We start from the raw sequence: 20,180 nt of genomic DNA, 5'->3' as shown, positions 1-20,180 counted from the left end.
AAGAATGATGACTAAAGAAGATATGACTCCCAGAGAGATCGTTGCTGAATTAGATAAATACATTATTGGGCAAAATATGGCAAAAAAATCAGTTGCTATCGCCTTACGCAATCGTCAAAGACGCTTGAAACTATCAGAAGATATGCAAAAAGAAATCACGCCTAAAAATTTGTTGATGATTGGTGCAACCGGAGTTGGTAAGACAGAAATTGCACGTCGCTTAGCAACTATCGTTCAAGCACCATTTGTAAAAGTGGAAGCAACAAAATTCACCGAAGTGGGGTATATCGGTCGCGATGTCGAATCGATGGTACGTGATTTAGTAGAATCGTCTATTCAAATTGTCGAAAAACAACAACATTCGAATGTGTATACACAAGCTGAACGAAATGCCATTGAACGAATCGTTAAGATACTAATACCAGGTATCAAAAAAGAAAAAAAACAAGCTGCTAGTACTAACCCATTCGAGTCTATGTTTAAAAACATGGGGGTAGATCCGAATCAATTAGCTCCACAAGCTGAAGAAGAGGAAGAAGTAACGGAAGCTATTTCGACCGATCGCGAAAAAATGAAACAACAAATTCGCAATGGACTTTTAGATGAAAGAGAGATTACTGTTCAAGTAGAAAGTCAAAAAAAAGCGATGAATTCTCCTATGGGTGCGGGTCTAGAACAAATGGGTATTGATTTGAATGAAACGTTAGGGGCTTTACGTCCTAAGACAAAAATCAAGCGGACAGTTACCGTTAAAAAAGCGATTGACCTTTTTATCCAAGAGGAATCTGAAAAATTGGTTAATCAAGAAGACATTCATTCTATGGCTGTTGACTTAGCACAAAATTCAGGTATTATTTTCATTGATGAATTTGATAAGATCACGTCTAAAAATCAAAATAGCGGAACGGTGTCTAGAGAAGGTGTCCAACGCGATATTTTACCGATTGTTGAAGGGTCACAAGTCAGTACCAAGTACGGTCCTATTCAAACGGATCATATCTTATTTATTGCTTCCGGTGCTTTCCATGTTTCTAAACCAAGTGATTTGATTCCTGAATTACAAGGAAGATTTCCAATTCGTGTAGAGTTGGATGATTTGACTAAAGAAGATTTTGTTAAAATTTTAACTGAACCGAACAATGCGCTCTTAAAACAATATATCGCTATGTTAGGAACCGAAAACGTTAAGATTACTTTTACGTATGAATCGATTGAACGTTTAGCTGAAATTGCGTATAGAGTGAATCAAGAAACAGATAACATTGGAGCAAGACGGTTGCATACGATTTTAGAAAAGCTATTAGAAGACTTGTTGTTTGAGGCACCTGATATGCAAATGGGCGACATTACGATCACTGAAAACTACGTAAACGAAAAAATTGAACACATTGTAGAAGACAAAGATCTAAGTCGCTACATTTTATAAAGAATGATGGAGGCTTCTCATGAATGATTTACTGCAAAAAATGCGTAGAATTAACCACCTGTTGCAAACAAAAGGCGGTGTTGTAAAGTCAGATGCGTTAATAGAGGGCAAATTGCCTTTTACCGATATGGCAATAGTATTAGGCGATATTCTTAATGCCAACACTTATTTGATTGATGACACGGGGAATTTATTGGGTCATTACGAAAAACATGAAATCAATAATGAACGTGTGAAACAAATGCTAGTGGATGGGAAATTCCCAGCAAAATATACCCGAAGCATGTTAGAAATTTACGAAACAAGAGCCAACATCGACATTGAAAGTGATTATACCGTTTTTCCGATTGAAACGCGGGATATGTTTGTAGAAGGCTTAACAACGGTTATTCCTGTTTTTGTTGCAGGCGAAAGGCTAGGAACACTGCTACTTGCCCGCTTACAACCCGCATTTGATGATCCTGACTTAATTCTAAGCGAGCATGCAGCAACTGTAGTCGGTATAGAAATTTTGTATAAAAAGTCTACTCAAATCGCAGAATCAGCTCGTAACACGGCAACTGTTCAAATGGCTATCAAGACATTGTCTTACAGTGAACTAAAGGCTATTAAGGCGATTTTTGAAGAATTAGACGGTACTGAGGGACGGATCACAGCTTCTAATGTTGCGGATAAAGTGGGAATTACGCGTTCAGTCATCGTAAATGCATTACGTAAGTTAGAGTCCGGCGGTATTATTGAATCTAGGTCTCTAGGGATGAAAGGTACGTATATCAAAGTACAAAACACGAAATTTATTGATGCTTTAGAAAAAGAATCCATTTATTAAGGCTTATATAGCTATAAAAATAATCCTTTAGTTTATTATACTTAAAGGATTATTTTTTTAAGCAGTTCTAAATCTAGATAGAAGCAATAGCAACTAAGGAGGATGTACTCATGATTACCTTACAAAACAACCTATTAACCGTGTCTATTTCTACAAAAGGCGCTGAACTTCAAAGTATTAAAAATCCTACTGAGGGAATCGAATATTTATGGCAAGGAGATGCTGCTTTTTGGGGCAGAAAAGCACCTGTCTTGTTTCCAATTGTTGGGCGCTTAAAAAATGATCAGTATAGCTATAATGGAACAACTTATCCATTGAATCAACACGGCTTTGCTAGAGATAGCGAATTTCACGTTGAAGAACAAACGGCGAATATGGTTCGCTTAACGACTCACTCTACTCCTGAAACAAAGACTTACTACCCCTTTGATTTCCAATTGACTCTAACGTATACCTTAGAAGAGAATACAGTTAATGTCAGTTACTTAGTAAAAAATACTCATCCATCAGAAGAATTGTATTTCTCAATTGGGGGACATCCAGGATTTAATGTCCCTATGACTAGCGATACTACGTTTGAAGATTACTATTTAAGCTTTTTACCTAGACGGACACGTCGCCAAATCCCATTAAAAGGTGCTTATTTAGATTTAGAAAGTAAGACATTGGGTCAAACGAATACAGAAATCGCCTTAAAAAGAGCCTTGTTTGACAATGATGCTCTGATTTATGAAACAAAAGGAAAGAATGTTTTTTCAATTCGTTCGGAGAAAACAGCTCATTCTGTTTCGTTAAGCTTTGAAGATTTTCCTTTTACAGGTATTTGGTCTCCGCCTAAGAAAGAATCCCCTTTTGTTTGTATTGAACCGTGGTTTGGGATAGCAGATTCAACTGATTTCACGGGTGAATTAAATGAAAAGCTTGGCATTCAACATTTAAAAGGGACCGAATCTTTTTCTGCTAATTACACTATCTCCCTAAGTTGAGCTCTTCCAGCAACAAGGAGTGCATAGAAAAAGGATCTGAGATTTTCCTCAGATCCTTTTATTGTATTAGTTATGCGGTTTGTGAGAATCTTTTTTATATCCTAGTCCAAACGGAACTTTACTTTCGGTACCATTGCGTATACGTTTGATGTTTTCTCTATGTCTGTAGATGATAAAAATAGTTAAGATAAACGCAATAGTTGTTAAAATCCAATCCCCAATGACTAAACTAGATAGCGTAATAAGAGGCAAAGCAATCATGCTTGAAAAGCTGACCATTCTTGATAGCCATAATAACACTAAAAATATGGCCACACTATAGATAAAGAACGGAGGATTATACGCTAATAAGACGCCTGCGCTTGTAGCAACGGCTTTACCACCTTTAAATTGAGCAAATACAGGGTACGTATGACCAAGTATGGCTGCTAAACCCATAACCATCGGATTGATCGGTAAGTGGAACAGTAAAGGCAAACTTGCAGCGAGTGTTCCTTTTAAGACATCAGCTAATAATACCAATGTGCCTGCAGTCTTTCCTAATACTCTGAACGTATTCGTTGTCCCAGAGTTGCCACTGCCAAATTGGCGAATGTCTTTTCCATAAAACTTTGTTCCAATCCAAACTCCTGATGGGATCGAACCGAGTAGATAAGCAATAATAAACATGAGTATGATTTTAATCAACAAACTTCTCTCCTTGACTTGCAGTATACATAGATACATTAACGTACTCATTATTTTAGCACTTATCTTATGGGAAGGCTACCAAAAAAAGTGTAGAATTCACAAAGTCCACAGAGAGACAAAAAAAGTTTATTTGCTCCTCAGCTTGCAATTCAAAAAAAAAAATAGTTTAATGAAAAGAGAATTCTACATTTTAGGCGAACGTATTTTCGCCTTTTTGTAAAACTCTACTGTTTAATGCTTTAAATTCCTTTAAATATAGAGTATGATTGAAAAGGTGCTTCTTAGAATTCTTAGAACGAAGCAATTCAAAGACGCGGTTATGGCTTGACCATGGTTGCCTAATAAAAATAAGAGATCAGAGAAAACTTTAAAAATAAAGAAAAACCTTCTTGTGTTCAGTTAAAAGATGACTGCATTATTTTGTTGAATAGCTAAGAATACTTTCCTTTGTTTTAAAGCATTAAGGAGTTTTAGTATGCCAAAAGAATTAAATAGAGATTATAATGATGAATCTATCCAAGTATTAGAAGGTCTAGAAGCTGTACGAAAAAGACCGGGTATGTATATTGGATCTACAGATACACGTGGTTTACACCATTTGGTCTATGAAATAGTGGATAATTCAGTCGATGAAGCTTTATCTGGTTTCGGGACTGAAATTAACGTAACGTTGCATAAAGACAATAGCATTAGTGTTAAAGATAATGGACGTGGTATGCCTACTGGAATGCATTCATCTGGTATCCCCACTGTTCAAGTAATCTTCACTGTTTTGCATGCGGGTGGTAAGTTTGGCCAAGGGGGTTATAAAACCTCAGGTGGACTTCACGGTGTTGGAGCAAGTGTCGTTAATGCACTTTCTGAGTGGCTTACAGTTACAATCATTCGTGATGGTGTTCATTACCAACAAAAATTTGTTGATGGTGGTAAAGCCAAAGGTTCTTTGAAGAAAATCAAAACATCTAATGAAAAAAATGGAACCATTGTGCACTTCAAACCAGATGCGACGATCTTTACGACTGTTAATTTGTCTTATGATGTACTAGCAGAACGTTTAAGAGAATCGGCGTTTTTATTAAAAGGCTTGCGCATCTCTTTAGTGGATGAACGAAACGATCAAGCAGAAGTTTTTTATTATGAAGAAGGTATCAAAGAGTTCGTCAGCTATTTAAATGAAGATAAAGATCATTTGACACCTGTTGCTTATTTTGAAGGTGAAAACAACGAAATTGAAGTTGAATTCGCTTTTCAATACAATGATGGGTACTCAGAAACGATTTTATCTTTCGTTAACAATGTTCGCACTAAAGACGGTGGGACTCATGAAGCCGGAATGAAAACAGCAATTACAAAAACATTTAATGATTATGCTCGAAAAGTGAGTTTATTAAAAGAAAAAGACAAAAATTTAGAAGGAACTGATTTTAGAGAAGGCTTGGCAGCCGTTATTTCTATTCGTATTCCTGAGAACCTTTTGCAATTTGAAGGGCAAACAAAAAGTAAATTAGGAACACCACAAGCTAGATCAGCTGTTGAAACAGTTGTTAGTGAACAGTTAAGTTATTATTTAATCGAAAATGGCGATTTAAGCCAACAGTTGATCCGCAAAGCGCTAAAAGCACGCGAAGCACGTGACGCAGCTAGAAAAGCGCGTGAAGAAAGCCGTAATGGGAAGAAACGCAAAAAAAATGACACTCTTTTGTCTGGAAAGTTAACTCCAGCTCAAAGTAAAAATGCAAAACGAAATGAATTGTATTTGGTCGAAGGAGATTCAGCTGGGGGTTCCGCAAAACAAGGTCGAGACCGTAAGTTTCAGGCTATCCTACCCCTGCGCGGAAAAGTAATCAATACTGAAAAAGCTAAGTTACAAGAAGTTATGAAAAATGAAGAAATCAGCACTATGATCTATACGATTGGTGCAGGTGTCGGACCAGAATTTGATATTGCCGACTGTAACTACGATAAAATCATTATTATGACCGATGCGGATACCGATGGTGCGCATATTCAAACATTATTGCTAACCTTCTTTTATCGGTACATGAAACCTCTTTTTGAAGCAGGGAAAGTTTATTTAGCTTTGCCACCGTTGTATAAACTCTCAAGAGGCATCGGCAAAAAAGAAAAAATTGCCTACGCGTGGACAGATGATGAATTGGTTCAAGTCACAAAAGACTTTGGCAAAAATTATATCTTGCAACGGTATAAAGGGCTGGGTGAAATGAATGCAGACCAACTATGGGATACAACTATGAATCCGGACACGCGCACACTGATTCGCGTTAAAATCGATGATGCTGCTCAAGCTGAAAAACGTGTGTCTGTCTTAATGGGTGATAAAGTAGAACCTAGACGTAGATGGATTGAATCACATGTTGAATTTACTTTTGAAGAAGGCGGCAGTATTTTGGAAAACAGCCAAATTATGGATCAAATAGAAACAGTAGATGAAGGAAGTGTCGAAGATGGAGAATAGAGCGGAAATTCAGGAATTAACCCTGGAAGAAGTTATGGGAGATCGTTTTGGACGCTATTCAAAATACATTATTCAAGAACGTGCATTGCCAGACATTCGAGACGGGTTAAAACCGGTTCAACGCCGGATCTTATATGCAATGAACGTAGAAGGCAATACAGCAGATAAGGGATTTAGAAAGTCTGCTAAAACGGTCGGAAACGTTATCGGGAATTATCACCCACATGGAGACAGCAGTGTTTATGAAGCAATGGTACGTCTAAGCCAAGACTGGAAGCAACGTGAAGTCTTGATTGAAATGCATGGGAATAACGGGAGTATGGATGGAGATCCTCCGGCAGCTATGCGATATACGGAAGCACGTTTATCAAAAATTTCTGCTGAATTGGTAAGAGATATCGATAAAGAAACGGTTGATTTCATCTTAAACTTTGATGATACAGATGAAGAACCGACTGTCTTTCCTGCTAGTTACCCTAACTTACTTGTTAATGGAGCGACTGGGATTTCAGCAGGTTATGCAACCGATATCCCTTCACATAATTTAGGAGAGGTAATTGATGCAACGGTTCATTTGATTGATGATCCTGATGCTTCTGTAACGGATCTAATGCAGTATGTTAAAGGACCTGATTTCCCCACTGGCGCTATTTTACAAGGGGTCGATGGTATCAAAAAGGCCTATGAAACTGGAAAAGGTAAAATCATTGTCCGTTCTAAAACTAGAATAGAAGAAGTTAGAGGCGGTAAAGAACAAATCGTCATTAATGAAATTCCTTATGAAGTCAATAAAGCCGTTTTAGTTCGTAAAATGGATGAAATACGGTTGAATAAACGAGTTGACGGAATTGCTGAAGTCCGTGATGAATCTGACCGTAACGGTCTACAAATTGTTGTTGAATTAAAAAAAGAGGCTAATGCGGGTGGTATTTTAAATTATTTATTAAAAAATACTGATTTACAGGTTGCTTATAATTTTAATATGGTAGCGATTGATAAAAAAAGACCCAAACAAGTCGGAATCGTTAGAATGCTTCAAGCTTACTTAGATCATAAACAAGAAGTTATCACTAGAAGAACGAATTATAACTTGCGCAAAGCTGAAAGCAGACAACACATTGTTTCAGGCTTGATTAAAGCTCTTTCTATTTTAGATCAAGTTATCGAAGCTATTCGCAGCAGTAAAGATAAGAAAAATGCTAAAGAAAACTTAATTGAGCGTTTTGATTTTACTGAGATCCAAGCTGAAGCCATTGTTTCATTGCAACTGTATCGATTAACCAATACCGATATAACTGCACTAGAAAATGAAGCAGATGCTTTAAATAAAGATATTATGGCGTACAACAAGATTCTAGGTAGTTCTCAAGAACTGAATAAAGTCATGAAAAAAGAATTAATAGAAGTAAAGAAAAAGTACGCTTCTCCTAGACTGACCGTTATTGAAGATGAAATTGAAGAATTAAAAATCGATACGGAACTTCTGATTGCATCTGAAGAGGTTATGGTTTCTGTTACAAAAGAAGGATACATTAAGAGAACCAGTCTACGTTCATATAGTGCTTCTAAACCTACTGAAATAGGCATTAAAGAAGGAGATTATCCAATTTATATTCAGCAACTGAATACATTGAATCATCTCTTGATCTTTACTAGCAAAGGTAATATTATTTATCGTCCAATTCATGAAATTTCCGATTTGAGATGGAAAGATATGGGAGATCACTTATCCCAAAATATTGCTTTTGAAACAGACGAAACCGTTGTAAAAGTATTCGGATTAGAGAAACAGCTTCCGCCAGCGACCTTTACTTTCATTACAAAAGAAGGGTACATTAAACAAACGGCAGTTTCAGAATACGTTATTGGACGTAATTACAAAAATAAATCTTTTTCAGCAATAAAACTTAAAACAACGACGGATGAACTGTTAAATATCGTCTATACAGAAAAACCATTGTCAAAAGATGTTTTCTTAGTCACTAATAGAGGATTTGGATTACGTTATCCTTTAGATGAGGTTCCTACTGTGGGTGCAAAAGCTGCAGGTGTGAAATCAATTAATCTTAAAGACGGTGACTATGTTGTAAATGGTGTGTTGGTCGATACCACAGCTTCCAAAGCCGAATTAATGATTTTAACTCAAAGAGGTTCTGTTAAAAAAATGAATATTCTTGATTTCGAACCGCTTGGACGAGCTAAGAGAGGGTTACTGCTCTTAAGAGAATTGAAAAAGAATCCGCATCGTGTGGCTTTCGCTTTTGAAGCGTCTAAGGAAGATAACTATAGAATTCTAACATCCAAAGGACAAGAAATCTCACTATCTAGTCAATCCTATTCAATAAGTGACCGTTATTCAAATGGATCATTTATTTTAGATGAAGTGGCAGACGGAACACCTATTGAGCTTAAAAAAGATTTATTAGCTAATGAGATTAAATAGAAATAATGTTGTTTAATTAAGGGTATGTTTGCTAAAACAGACATACCCTTAGTATTAACCATGATAAGACCAAAAAGGTGTAGCCTAACAGCTACATCTTTTTTTATCTGTTTTATTAAAAACTAGTACAGTTTGATTTTTTGTGAAAAATAGTACAAAAAATATCATTGAATACAGAATAATGAAAACCTTGAAATATCTACAAATCAATCTTTTTAAATAATTATTTTTATTTTATTGACGAAAATAAATTGATTTGTTTTTAGTTCGTGTTATAATGAGCATGAAGAATCTGTTAGAATTGTTTAACAGATATAAAAGGAGGAAAATGACTTATGGAAAATTGGAAAGGCTTTAAAGGAAAAATGTGGCAAGAAGAAATTAACGTACGCGATTTTATTCAACAAAACTATACCCCTTATGATGGAACGGATGAATTTTTAGAAGGTCCTACACCCGCTACCGAATCATTGTGGAAACAAGTTATGGAATTAAATACGGAGGAACGTGAAGCAGGCGGAGTACTAGATATGGATACGAAAGTAGTTTCAACAATCGTATCTCATGATGCTGGTTACTTAAATAAAGAATTGGAACGCATTGCCGGTTTCCAAACTGAGAAACCTTTTAAACGTGGTTTGCAACCTTTTGGTGGAATTCGCATGAGTGAATTAGCTGCTGAATCATATGGTTACGAAATTGATCCAGAAGTATCTCATATTTTTAGAGACTACCGTAAAACACACAATCAAGGAGTATTTGATGCTTATACGCCAGAAATTAGAGCTGCCAGACGTAGTGGAATCATTACAGGTCTGCCAGATGCTTATGGACGTGGACGTATCATTGGAGATTACAGAAGAGTAGCCTTATATGGTGTCAATCGCTTAATTCAAGAAAAGAAAAACGATTTAGCAAATAAGGGTTACGGCACAATGAGCGAAGATATTATTCGCGACCGTGAAGAATTAAATGAACAAATTCGTGCTTTAAATGAATTAATTGAGTTAGGTAGAATTTACGGCTTTGATATTTCTCAACCAGCCCAAACAGCTCAAGAAGCTTTCCAATGGTTGTATCTAGGCTATTTAGCAGCAGTTAAAGAGCAAAATGGAGCAGCAATGTCATTAGGACGTACATCTACATTTCTTGATATCTATATTGAGCGTGACTTAGCTAATGGCATTCTTACTGAAGTTGAAGCTCAAGAAATCACAGACCATTTTATTATGAAATTGCGCTTAGTAAAATTTGCACGTACACCAGAATACAATGATTTATTCTCAGGGGATCCAACTTGGGTAACAGAAGCTATCGCAGGTGTAGGTGACGATGGACGTCACATGGTTACAAAAAATAGCTACCGTTTCTTGCACACTTTAACAAACCTTGGACCAGCTCCAGAACCAAACTTAACCGTTTTATGGTCTACACGTTTGCCAGAAAACTTCAAGAAGTTCTGTGCTAAAGCATCTATTTCTTCAAGTGCTATTCAATATGAAAATGACGATATTATGCGCTTAGAATGGGGCGATGACTACGGAATCGCTTGTTGTGTATCTGCTATGCGTATTGGGAAACAAATGCAATTCTTCGGAGCACGTGCTAACGTAGCTAAAGCTCTTTTATATGCCATTAATGGAGGTGTAGATGAAAAATCAAAAGCTCAAGTTGCTCCAAAATATCAACCAATTACTTCTGAATACTTGGATTATGATGAAGTCATGGAAAAATATGATGTTATGTTGGAATGGATCGCAGGCTTATATTTAAATACGTTAAACATTATTCATTTCATGCATGATAAGTATTCTTATGAACGCATTGAAATGGCTTTGCACGATAGTGACATTATGAGAACAATGGCAACTGGAATCGCTGGATTCTCAGTAGCAATTGATTCATTATCTGCCATTAAATATACAAAAGTGAAAACGATTCGTGATGAAAATGGCTTAGTTGTCGATTATGAAATAGAAGGCGATTACCCTAAATTTGGTAACAATGATGATCGCGCGGACGATATTGGAATTTGGTTGTTAAAATCATTTATGTCAAAAGTGAAAAAACATCCAGCTTATCGCAATGCAGTCCACACTACTTCAATTTTAACTATCACATCTAACGTAGTATATGGTAAAAAGACCGGGAATACACCTGATGGCCGTCGTTCTGGCGAACCATTTGCACCTGGTGCTAACCCAATGCACGGCAGAGATACTCATGGAGCTTTAGCTAGTTTAACTTCAGTAGCTAAAATACCATACAAATATTCATTAGATGGAATCTCAAATACATTCTCTATTATTCCAAAAGCTTTAGGGAAAGAAGATGACATCCAACAAGAAAATTTGGCTAGTTTATTAGACGGCTATGTAAGAAAAGGCGGTCACCATTTGAACGTTAATGTCTTTAACCGCGAAACATTGGTTGACGCAATGGACCATCCTGAAAACTATCCTCAATTGACTATTCGTGTATCTGGTTATGCTGTCAACTTTATTAAATTAACACGTGAACAACAATTAGACGTTATTAATCGTACAATGCATGACAGTATGTAAGGTATAAACAAATAAAGGAGTGACTAATATGACGGAACCAGCAATTGGATACGTGCATTCTACTGAAAGTTTTGGCTCGGTCGATGGGCCAGGTATTCGTTTTGTAACATTTATGCAAGGGTGCCGTATGCGTTGCGAGTTCTGCCATAACCCTGATACATGGAATATGGGTGGTGGAACTCCTTATACAGCGGATCAATTACTAGCAGAAGCTTTATCTTACCGCGAGTATTGGGGAAGTAAAGGCGGAATTACTGTCAGTGGAGGAGAACCTCTACTGCATATCGATTTTTTAATTGAGTATTTTAGAAAAGCAAAAGAGCAGGGAGTCCACACAACATTAGATACATGTGGTCAACCTTTCACTTATGATGAGCCTTTTTTCAGCCGGTTTGAGGAACTAATGAGCTATACAGATTTGCTTTTATTCGATATCAAACACATTGATAATGAAAAGCATAAGCGTTTAACAATGCACGGCAATGAAAACATTTTGAATATGGCTACTTATTTAGCCACAATCAATAAACCTGTTTGGATTCGTCATGTTTTAGTTCCAGAACGTTCGGATGATGATGCTGATTTAATACGCTTAAGTGATTTTATTCAATCGCTAGGAAACGTTTATAAAGTTGAAATATTGCCGTACCATAAATTAGGTGTTTATAAATATGCAGCTCTAAATATTCCTTATAAATTAAAGGATATAGAACCTCCTACAATTGAACGCATCGACAATGCTAATCGCTTATTACGTATTGAAGAATACACAGGCTATCAAACAATTTAGTCCAGAATAATAAACACAGTTGGAAGAGTAGATTCTTACTTTTCTAGCTGTATTTATTTTTTTAAGCTATTTTCTATAAAAAACAACATAATACTAGCTAAACACGTTCATTTAAGATAAAATTTTAGTGTTAGTTATAGTTTAAAAGGAGAGATAATAATCATGAGTAAAGTATTAATTTTTGGTCATAAGAATCCAGACACAGATGCTATCACATCTGCTATTTCATTTGCTTACTTGCAAAACCAATTGGGAATCGAAGCTGAAGCTGTTGCATTAGGAGAAGTAGGAGAGGAAACACAATATGCTTTAGATTACTTTAGCGTTCCTGCACCACGTGTAGTAGAAACAGTAGCTAATGAAACAGATAAAGTTATGTTAGTGGATCACAATGAGTTTCAACAAAGTGTAAATGACATTGCGGATGTAGAAGTTTTATCGGTAGTAGATCATCACCGCATTTCTAACTTTGAAACAGCTAATCCATTGTATTACCGTGCAGAACCTGTAGGATGTACAAACACAATTATTGCTAAATTATATAAAGAAAAAGAAGTTGCAATTCCTAAAGATATTGCAGGATTAATGTTATCAGCAATCGTTGCAGATACTTTATTATTCAAATCGCCAACTTGCACCGATGAAGACGTTAAAATTGCAAAAGAGCTAGCTGCAATTGCTGGTGTTGACATTGAGTCATACGGCCTTGATATGTTAAAAGCAGGAACTGACTTAAGCAATAAATCTGCTGCAGAATTATTAGACATGGATGCTAAAAGTTTCCCAATGGGAGATAAGAATGTCCGTGTTGCACAAATCAATGTTGTAGACGTAAATGATGTACTTTCTATCCAAACTGAGTTAGAACAAGAGATGCAAAATGAAAATCATGCTAAAAACTATGATTTATTTGTCTTAATCGTTACAAACATCTTAGATAGCGATTCAGTGATCTTAGCATTAGGAAATCCAATCAATGCAGTAGAAGAAGCTTTCAATGTAACATTAGAAAATAACCGTGCGTTATTAAAAGGCGTTGTTTCTAGAAAGAAACAAGTTGTGCCACAATTAACTGCAGCATTAACAAAATAAGTTAGCAAAACCCAATCCAGAACTTAATTTGTTCTGGATTGGGTTTTTTTGTATGTAAAGAAAAAATAATGCTTTAGAACAAATACGAATCCATTAGATAAGAACTAAAAGTCATTTAAAAGCAATTAACGGGTAAACATAAACAAACAATAGTTAACTGAGCTTAAAATCGTCCAAAATTGATCTAAAATGTGCTCGATTGGTTTAAAACAACTTTTAATCTACTTTGTATAATATATATTATGTAAACTAGAAAAAAAGGTAAAATTAGCAAAATGATTAGTAGTCCAATTATTCTAATTCTTCTCTCTTTTAGTCATAAACAATTCTTTTTATATAAACCGAATTTAAATTAGTCCAAAAATGAATTCGGATTATATAATACTTGGACAAACAAACTTATGCTAACGAGAAAAATGTTGCAAATAACTTTCTCTTTACTTAAAATTTTAGACAGATTTAAATTCACTTCAATTTAGCTGCTGACTAATTCCTGTATTTTTAAATCTTTTTATAATTTGCTGACTTAGGTTTACGTTTTAGTATTGAAATTAATTTTGATAGATTTACGAACTTCAAAAAATATTAAAACGGCTAATTATTCTTTGGATAAGCTTACCTAGATTAAACTGTTATAAAAAGTCATAAATATCAATTTATTTTTAGCTTTCTTTATGGCTTTTTATTCAGGAGCTACCAAGACTAATTTGATTCTGTCTGGATCTTCAAGGAAAACAGCCTAATAATTTGTTCCTCCTGCAAATGGGTGTTTTTTAGGATACAGAATTATTATGCCTTTTTCTTCCAGTTTTTTGTCATTTTATCGATCTAATGCCGTGATTCTGTATGGAAAGCCAAATGATTAAGATCGCCTCTACTACGATGATATGGAACATCTGAAAATCGGTCTTCTGTTTGTGCAATAACGATGAGACTCCTTAATTAGTATGCTCTCGCCTATTATTCAACGTAAAAAGAGAGGAGAAATAGTCTTCTCTCCTCTCTCCCCTTACTTTTATCTAACTTTTATGCTTGTTTTTATTTCTCGTAATTAATATGATCTTATTTATCCGGGTTCTCTTGAAACTTCCGAACAACAAATGAACAAGCAGCGTAAATCGTTTTATCTTCCTTTTCCATTTCAGTAACTAATAGACACTCTTTTATTAATACAGTTCGTATACCTTATCAAACAAGTCTTTTTCAGTTTCAACTTGGCTCTTATTCCCTATTACGACCACCGTGCTCTCTTCCAATACACTGTCTAGAACTTTATTAAGCATCTGTAAGGCTTTTGAATCAACCGCTAGAATCTCTTCCTTCAAATGAACCAACTCTTCACGAGTCACGCCTGTTTTTAGACGATTGAATGCAGTTAAACCTTTGCTGAAAGCTGATTTTGGCTGTTCCATGGGACTGATCGTGCCAATAATGTATTTTAATAATTCGCTGTCAGACAACTCCATTTGTGCTACGTAGTTAGGCAAACCTTTATAGGTTTCCAATGTTTTACGGATATTGGGGTCACGATAAGAACTCAAGGCAAATTCACCAGTTCGTCGATGGTTATAAAGCGAACCATAAGCACCACCTTTGACACGGATCTCATTCCACAAGTAACTGTAACGAATAGTTGTTGCCAATACTTTCGCTGCGCCAGTGTAGTCAAATTTATCATTGGCATTTGAAGCAACCGCTACATAGTTCACGTCTTGAGCAGTGACATAAGCTTCATGTTGCTTCGCACCAGGCTTAATGATGGCTGGTTCACCTAATTCAACACTAGGCACCTCAGAAAATGCTACTTGTAATGTTTCTTTGACCAGTACTCCTCGATCTTTCTCACCGACGTATAAAATGTTCAAGCGATTTTTATTTAGCAAACCCTTTACTGTCTGCTTGATACGCTCTGTTGCCTCTTTTGACTTATCGGATTGTAAAGCAGCACGAATGTCTTTCAAAAAAAGGAATTGATCCATTCCACTAATCAGTTCATTTAATTTGGCTGAAGATTTCACTTGACTCAAGGCCCGGTTTGCAGCTAGAACATGGGAACTAGAATTAATGCGTCGTTCGAAATTAGAAATCAGCTGTTGAGTGATTTTCAAAATATCATCTTTATTTTCAAATTGCGTGTGGCACAGGATTTCTTGCATTAATGAGACCAGTTCCTCAAAAGAAGATTCCAAAGATTTTCCGCGTAAAATAAAATAAGGCTTTAGTTGACCTGCTTTATCTTCATAAATATCAATCTTTCCGTAAATACCGCCTGTGTACAGATCTTTTTGACGCTGCAAAGTTGCGACATCATATTTCTTAGTGTCTAGCTTCCCAAGAAGATGACTCAATAAACCCAACCACTGATATTCTTCAGCTGCAACATCTTTCAAATCAATATACAAACTAAGGTAGTCAATGCCGGAAGTGAATTGTTCAGCCTGATAAAAATGAGTTCCCTCATTAAAAGGAATTTCCGTTAGTGGATACTCTTCTACCTGTGTGCTTAAATCTTCTTTCGTCAGTGTTGGAATCTTTGCTAGATCTTCCGGTTTATCCGGCGCTTCTTGACGCTTGATCAACTCTTGTGTTTTAGCTATCATTTTGTCGATTTCTTCTTTAGATAGATTAGCTTTATATTCTTGCAATTGCTGATGAGTTTTCGCTTCAAATTGATCGCTTTTACCCGGTTCAGCTTTTAAAATCACTGCAGTACGCAAAGGATTGTATACTAGTTTTTCTTTGATCAGTTGCTCAAAATACCCCTTACCTGCCAATTCTGCTAGTTCTTTCAAATAACCTGAAAATTGCAAGTTCACATAAGGACTCTTGTCATACAACCAGGATTGATAAGCATTAATGGCATAAATGACTCCACGTGGGTTGTCTTCCGAAATAGCCGCTTCTTTCGTTTGAAAAGTAATTTTATTCAACGCTGAATCAATCAGCCCTTCATCGATTCCTTCAGTCATTAACTGTTTTAAAGTCTCTTGAACAACTTCTTTGAATCGAGTCATCTTAGAGGCATCAGAATATTTAGCAGTGATCATAAACCCCGTTGGATAGCCAAAATCAGCAACGCCACCTATTATGTCCCCACCTATATCCGCATCCAATAAAGCTTTTTTAAGCGGTGATTGATTATTGCCAAATAAAATCTCTTCCAAAACTTCTAGTCCATACATATCCAGTACATCATTCGGTTCAGATACATGCCACCCTAAAGCCAAATAATCTTTTCCTTCAGGGTTATCTCCTGCAGTTATTGAGTAAGTATCTTCAAATACAGCATCATCAGGAACAGCTGGTTCAAAAGATAAGTCGACTTTTTCACTATGTTTGCCTGCGCCACTGAAATAGTCCTCTAATGCAGCAAAAGTTTCTTTTTTATCAATGTCTCCATATAAGACAGTCAGAGAATTACTTGGGTGGTAATAAGTTTGATGGAACGCAACAAATTCTTCTTGCGTTAAACTAGGGATGGCTTTTGGATTTCCACCAGATTCGTGCCGGTAAATACTGTTGGGGTACAACTGATGAGTCAAATGCTGTTGAACTTGTCTTTCAGGAGAGGCTGTCGCCCCTTTCATTTCATTGTAAACAACCCCTTTATAAATCAGGTCATCTTCTGCTGACTCTAAATGATGATGCCAACCTTCTTGCGCTAATATTTGTGCATTACTGTAAAAGTTCGGCTTAAACACAGCATCTAAATAAACACTCATTAAATGCATAAAGTCTTTTTTATTAGTAGAAGCAACTGGATAAATTGTCTTATCTGAAAAAGTCATTGCATTGACGAACGTATTCAATGACCCTTTGACTAATTCAACAAATGGTTCTTTTGAAGGGTATTTTTCAGATCCATTTAAAACTGAATGCTCTATGATATGAGCAATTCCGTTATCGTTATACGGAGGTGTCTTAAACCCAATCGTAAACGCCTTATTGGAATCGTCATTTGCTAGATAAAGAACCTTGGCTCCTGTCTCAACGTGTTCATAAACGGTTCCCACAGATTGAATATCCGGTAACTCTTGTGTCTCAATTTGCTTAAATGCCATAGAATTCTCCTTTTCCTTATGCGTAATGACTTTATTCTACACCTTGTCCTTATAGTTTATAATACCTAAGGGAACAAATGCTACTTTGATTATTTAACTACCAATTCAAAAGTCCAAAGATTCAACAATAAGCGAATCTCAACAATTGATTCTTTTACAGCTGCATCATCAGAAAATAAAGAAGTAACTGACGATAATCAACAAAGTGCTCAATAAGGTTCCCAGTAAATAGTATTCTGCAAACTGAGGATTTTCTGAAATTTTATTGTACCGAGCAATGGACTTCGCTGTCAGAACAAATCCAATAGCCGTAAATTGATTAGCATACAGCATCAGCAAAATAAAGAAACGTTCAAAAACACCAATCAACGCCCCCGCACTTGGGATACCCTCATCTATTTGATTTTCATTGATTGGGCGATAGTGATTCAATACTTTTTTTATCGTTACACTGCATGGCCGGATCATCACCAATAGAATCAGTATCCATGACAAACTATTTTTCATATCCAAACCTAAACTACTCGACAAGGTTTCTAATCCTGGCATATAGTCAATCTCTATATTAGATACTGTGATATAGACAACTGCCGCAAGTAATACAAGGATGTGTAGCCCTTGATCTACTAGAAAGATAACCGTATCTTTATTATTATGAATGAAAAAGCGATTCGCAAGCAAAAATTTTAGACCATCTATCATGAAATGCAGCACTGAAATCCCTATGACCACTTTTAATAAAGGCCAACTAAAAATAGGAATGATCACGCCTACCATAGTGATCAAATAGATAAAACAATGGAGCACTAATTTCTTACCAAATACATCCTTTTCTCTCGCTAACGCGGACGATTGGAAATAAAAGTCTCCCAAGATATGTCCGATAAATAATACTATCCATACGACTTGATTCAACTATTCATCCTCCTCTATATCCTGAATTAAAAAGTGGCTAGCGTCTCTCAAAGCTGTTTTATAGGTATAATATTTCGCTGTATTCAGAGCTTTATTAACACTAGATTGGCCAATCCCTAATTCTTCAGCTGTCTTATATTGATTTTCTCCATGTGTGAAATAAGCATACATAATTTCTTTTTGTCTAGCAGACCACTTTGATTTCAATGCTGTGGCCAGTGACAGAATAGTATTCAATAGCTGATCTGTTTCGTTGGTAGCCTTCTCCGGAACAAATCATCAATATTGGTCTCGCTTGTGGTATATTTATTTTCCATTTTCTTCAATAGTTTCAATCATTTGCCTTGCGCGGTGGTAGGCTGTGCCATCCATCTCCATAGAATTATCTCGTTGGATCGGTGTACTGATACTGCCTAAGCCAATGCCAAATCGCAATTCAATGGGAGCCATGGCCAATTCGATTTCAAAAATAATGCTTAAAAATCACTTGTTTATTTTTTAGTAATCCTTGGAAGCTGTCTCCTAAAGTAATAATGAAATTAGAAGCAATGTCTTCTGCATATTTCTCATTTATTATTTGCAAAATAGAATGAAATTGTTCTTGCACTTCTTTTCGATCCGCAATTTTACGAGAGTCTTTAATATCTCCTATAATGGCTGCATATGGAGTCCTTACAGTTTGTCTGGTCATCTAATCACCATCTTTTTTTGATTATACCAATAAGATTCAGTCTTAGATGAATCTTTGTATAAAATCATCTAAGACTGAATCTTAAGGGTGAGCTTTATTATTTTATTAATTAGCGATAAATTGTTCGATGTAGTTAACCATAATCTAATTATGTTAACTACATCTATACTGTGTTTACGTAAAATAAGCATAAAAATGCTTTGGGAAATTTTAAATACCGTTCAATATACTGCTGAATTAGTATAATTAAAGAAAAAACCAAAATAATTAATTTTGGTTTTAAAGTATTTTTGCTATTTTTTGAGTTAGGACAAAATGTATTTATGAATCATTTTAAGATTTTTTTCGCTTAGTAAACCTTTTAAATTTACTTAAAAAATGATCTTTTTTTGCATCGTCTAATTCTAAGTTTTCTTTTGATAAATCAGTTGTTAAATCAAGTTTTTTATCGATTTTAGCGCCTTTTTTTAGTCGTTCTTGAAATTTTTCTTTCATTAACTGTTCAATATTTTTTAAATCCGGGTATTTTCCATCTTTTTCTCCGGCAGCTATGATGGCTAACACTTCTATATAGCTCATAGAAAGCGCCGTTGTGATGATTGAAGCTGTTGTACCGCTAATTAGTCCTCCAACAATTGTACCCGCTCCAGGAATCATTTTTATCACATTTGAAACGATGTACCTTCCCGCAAATGTAGCTCCCCCAGTCCCTCCTATTGCTGCTACAAGACTTGCAATAGTGGCTTTATCCATTGATATACCAAAAATCGCTGTAATATGGGCCCAATAATGTTACTTGCATTGGTACAAGAACGGATGCATCAGAAAAAGGAATCGGTAAAAAACCTACGCCAAATGAAGTAGCGATATATCTTGTCGCCCAACTGCGAGCAGAATTCGCTTTTCGGGCAATATCTACTTGTTGGGCATTGTTAAAAGCCTTTTTTGCTTCTTCTGGTATGATTTCAAAACTTAATTCAAGCAATTCTTTTAATCCAAATGCTGGAATCGACATTTCTTCCGTCAATTTTGAAGCTTTCAGCCATCAAAGATACAACACCATAAATCGGTAAATTAAGGTTTTTCAATATAGGTTTTAAATGTTGCTGCTGGTTCACCGATTGATTGGGTCAAAACGATCACAACCGGGACTTTTTCACTTAATTCCGTTATAAGTTCAAGTTCTGTTGGTTCTATTCGTGAAGAATTTGCATTAA

The 20,180-nt window shown here is 35.8% G+C and carries 16 protein-coding genes; 8 read left to right on the top strand and 8 right to left on the bottom strand.

The window, feature by feature from the left end; translation table 11 throughout:
* The first annotated feature begins 7 nt into the window (after positions 1-7).
* The 3 genes from hslU to BP18_RS00255 all read left to right on the top strand — a co-directional run bounded on the left by hslU (position 8) and on the right by BP18_RS00255 (position 3,241).
* A complete protein-coding gene (gene hslU / locus BP18_RS00265; protein ID WP_029276018.1) occupies positions 8-1,426 on the top strand; it encodes an ATP-dependent protease ATPase subunit HslU in 1,419 nt (472 codons plus the stop codon).
* Between the two features lie 19 nt (positions 1,427-1,445).
* A complete protein-coding gene (gene codY, locus BP18_RS00260) occupies positions 1,446-2,255 on the top strand; it encodes a GTP-sensing pleiotropic transcriptional regulator CodY (protein WP_007724962.1) in 810 nt (269 codons plus the stop codon).
* Positions 2,256-2,365: 110 nt separating this feature from the next.
* Positions 2,366-3,241: an aldose 1-epimerase family protein gene (locus tag BP18_RS00255; protein ID WP_029276020.1), complete on the top strand. Its 876-nt coding sequence runs from the start codon at positions 2,366-2,368 to the stop codon at positions 3,239-3,241.
* 66 nt (positions 3,242-3,307) lie between these two features.
* Here the strand turns inward: BP18_RS00255 and plsY are convergent, their stop codons facing one another.
* Positions 3,308-3,925 (bottom strand): glycerol-3-phosphate 1-O-acyltransferase PlsY, encoded by a 618-nt coding sequence (gene plsY / locus BP18_RS00250; RefSeq protein ID WP_029276022.1) that lies wholly within the window; start codon positions 3,923-3,925, stop codon positions 3,308-3,310.
* Between the two features lie 481 nt (positions 3,926-4,406).
* On the opposite strand from plsY, the gene parE reads away from it, so the two are divergent.
* The 5 genes from parE (at position 4,407) to BP18_RS00225 (ending at position 13,296) form a co-directional block, all read left to right on the top strand.
* On the top strand, positions 4,407-6,407 hold the full coding sequence (gene parE, locus BP18_RS00245; RefSeq protein ID WP_029276024.1) for a DNA topoisomerase IV subunit B: 2,001 nt from the start codon (positions 4,407-4,409) through the stop codon (positions 6,405-6,407).
* The gene (gene parC / locus BP18_RS00240) at positions 6,397-8,850 is read left to right on the top strand and encodes a DNA topoisomerase IV subunit A (protein WP_007722614.1); all 2,454 of its coding nucleotides are present in this window, start codon (positions 6,397-6,399) and stop codon (positions 8,848-8,850) included. The genes parE and parC overlap by 11 nt, the downstream gene beginning before the upstream one ends.
* A 335-nt stretch (positions 8,851-9,185) precedes the next feature.
* Entirely contained in the window at positions 9,186-11,414 is a 2,229-nt protein-coding gene (pflB, locus tag BP18_RS00235; RefSeq protein WP_007722615.1) for a formate C-acetyltransferase, read from the top strand.
* A gap of 28 nt (positions 11,415-11,442) precedes the next feature.
* Positions 11,443-12,204 (top strand): pyruvate formate-lyase-activating protein, encoded by a 762-nt coding sequence (gene pflA, locus BP18_RS00230; RefSeq protein WP_007722616.1) that lies wholly within the window; start codon positions 11,443-11,445, stop codon positions 12,202-12,204.
* Positions 12,205-12,366: 162 nt separating this feature from the next.
* Positions 12,367-13,296 (top strand): manganese-dependent inorganic pyrophosphatase, encoded by a 930-nt coding sequence (locus BP18_RS00225; protein WP_007722617.1) that lies wholly within the window; start codon positions 12,367-12,369, stop codon positions 13,294-13,296.
* A 1,166-nt stretch (positions 13,297-14,462) separates the two neighbouring features.
* On the opposite strand, the gene BP18_RS00220 is transcribed toward BP18_RS00225, so the two are convergent.
* The 7 genes from BP18_RS00220 to BP18_RS12670 all read right to left on the bottom strand — a co-directional run bounded on the left by BP18_RS00220 (position 14,463) and on the right by BP18_RS12670 (position 19,990).
* Positions 14,463-17,357: an insulinase family protein gene (locus BP18_RS00220; protein WP_029276028.1), complete on the bottom strand. Its 2,895-nt coding sequence runs from the start codon at positions 17,355-17,357 to the stop codon at positions 14,463-14,465.
* Positions 17,358-17,525: 168 nt separating this feature from the next.
* Positions 17,526-18,272 (bottom strand): DUF3307 domain-containing protein, encoded by a 747-nt coding sequence (locus BP18_RS00215; protein ID WP_029276030.1) that lies wholly within the window; start codon positions 18,270-18,272, stop codon positions 17,526-17,528.
* On the bottom strand, positions 18,273-18,509 hold the full coding sequence (locus BP18_RS12760; protein WP_051926193.1) for a hypothetical protein: 237 nt from the start codon (positions 18,507-18,509) through the stop codon (positions 18,273-18,275).
* A 69-nt stretch (positions 18,510-18,578) separates the two neighbouring features.
* Complete coding sequence (locus BP18_RS12905) at positions 18,579-18,722, bottom strand: SatD family protein (RefSeq protein ID WP_269319384.1); 144 nt, start codon at positions 18,720-18,722, stop codon at positions 18,579-18,581.
* 13 nt (positions 18,723-18,735) lie between these two features.
* Positions 18,736-18,963: a SatD family protein gene (locus BP18_RS12900; RefSeq protein WP_051926192.1), complete on the bottom strand. Its 228-nt coding sequence runs from the start codon at positions 18,961-18,963 to the stop codon at positions 18,736-18,738.
* A gap of 333 nt (positions 18,964-19,296) precedes the next feature.
* Positions 19,297-19,716, bottom strand: a complete 420-nt coding sequence (locus BP18_RS12675) for a hypothetical protein (RefSeq protein ID WP_051926191.1) — start codon at positions 19,714-19,716, stop codon at positions 19,297-19,299.
* Positions 19,709-19,990: a hypothetical protein gene (locus tag BP18_RS12670; protein WP_051926190.1), complete on the bottom strand. Its 282-nt coding sequence runs from the start codon at positions 19,988-19,990 to the stop codon at positions 19,709-19,711. The genes BP18_RS12675 and BP18_RS12670 overlap by 8 nt, the downstream gene beginning before the upstream one ends.
* Positions 19,991-20,180: the final 190 nt, after the last annotated feature.

The sequence above is a fragment of the Carnobacterium jeotgali MS3 genome, from assembly GCF_000745125.1.
Taxonomy (GTDB): Bacteria; Bacillota; Bacilli; order Lactobacillales; family Carnobacteriaceae; genus Carnobacterium_B; species Carnobacterium_B jeotgali.
Note: the sequence above shows the minus strand (reverse complement) of the source record. Positions and strands in the feature narration are given on the sequence as shown.

Excerpts from the sequence above, each read along its gene's own strand:
- BP18_RS00225 (WP_007722617.1), top strand. The coding sequence starts at position 12,367 with ATGAGTAAAGTATTAATTTTTGGTCATAAGAATCCAGACACAGATGCT.
- parC (WP_007722614.1), top strand. The coding sequence starts at position 6,397 with ATGGAGAATAGAGCGGAAATTCAGGAATTAACCCTGGAAGAAGTTATG.
- pflB (WP_007722615.1), top strand. The coding sequence starts at position 9,186 with ATGGAAAATTGGAAAGGCTTTAAAGGAAAAATGTGGCAAGAAGAAATT.
- parE (WP_029276024.1), top strand. The coding sequence starts at position 4,407 with ATGCCAAAAGAATTAAATAGAGATTATAATGATGAATCTATCCAAGTA.
- codY (WP_007724962.1), top strand. The coding sequence starts at position 1,446 with ATGAATGATTTACTGCAAAAAATGCGTAGAATTAACCACCTGTTGCAA.
- BP18_RS12900 (WP_051926192.1), bottom strand. The coding sequence starts at position 18,963 with ATGACCAGACAAACTGTAAGGACTCCATATGCAGCCATTATAGGAGAT.
- BP18_RS12905 (WP_269319384.1), bottom strand. The coding sequence starts at position 18,722 with ATGGCTCCCATTGAATTGCGATTTGGCATTGGCTTAGGCAGTATCAGT.
- BP18_RS00255 (WP_029276020.1), top strand. The coding sequence starts at position 2,366 with ATGATTACCTTACAAAACAACCTATTAACCGTGTCTATTTCTACAAAA.
- BP18_RS12675 (WP_051926191.1), bottom strand. The coding sequence starts at position 19,716 with ATGGATAAAGCCACTATTGCAAGTCTTGTAGCAGCAATAGGAGGGACT.
- BP18_RS00220 (WP_029276028.1), bottom strand. The coding sequence starts at position 17,357 with ATGGCATTTAAGCAAATTGAGACACAAGAGTTACCGGATATTCAATCT.
- pflA (WP_007722616.1), top strand. The coding sequence starts at position 11,443 with ATGACGGAACCAGCAATTGGATACGTGCATTCTACTGAAAGTTTTGGC.
- hslU (WP_029276018.1), top strand. The coding sequence starts at position 8 with ATGACTAAAGAAGATATGACTCCCAGAGAGATCGTTGCTGAATTAGAT.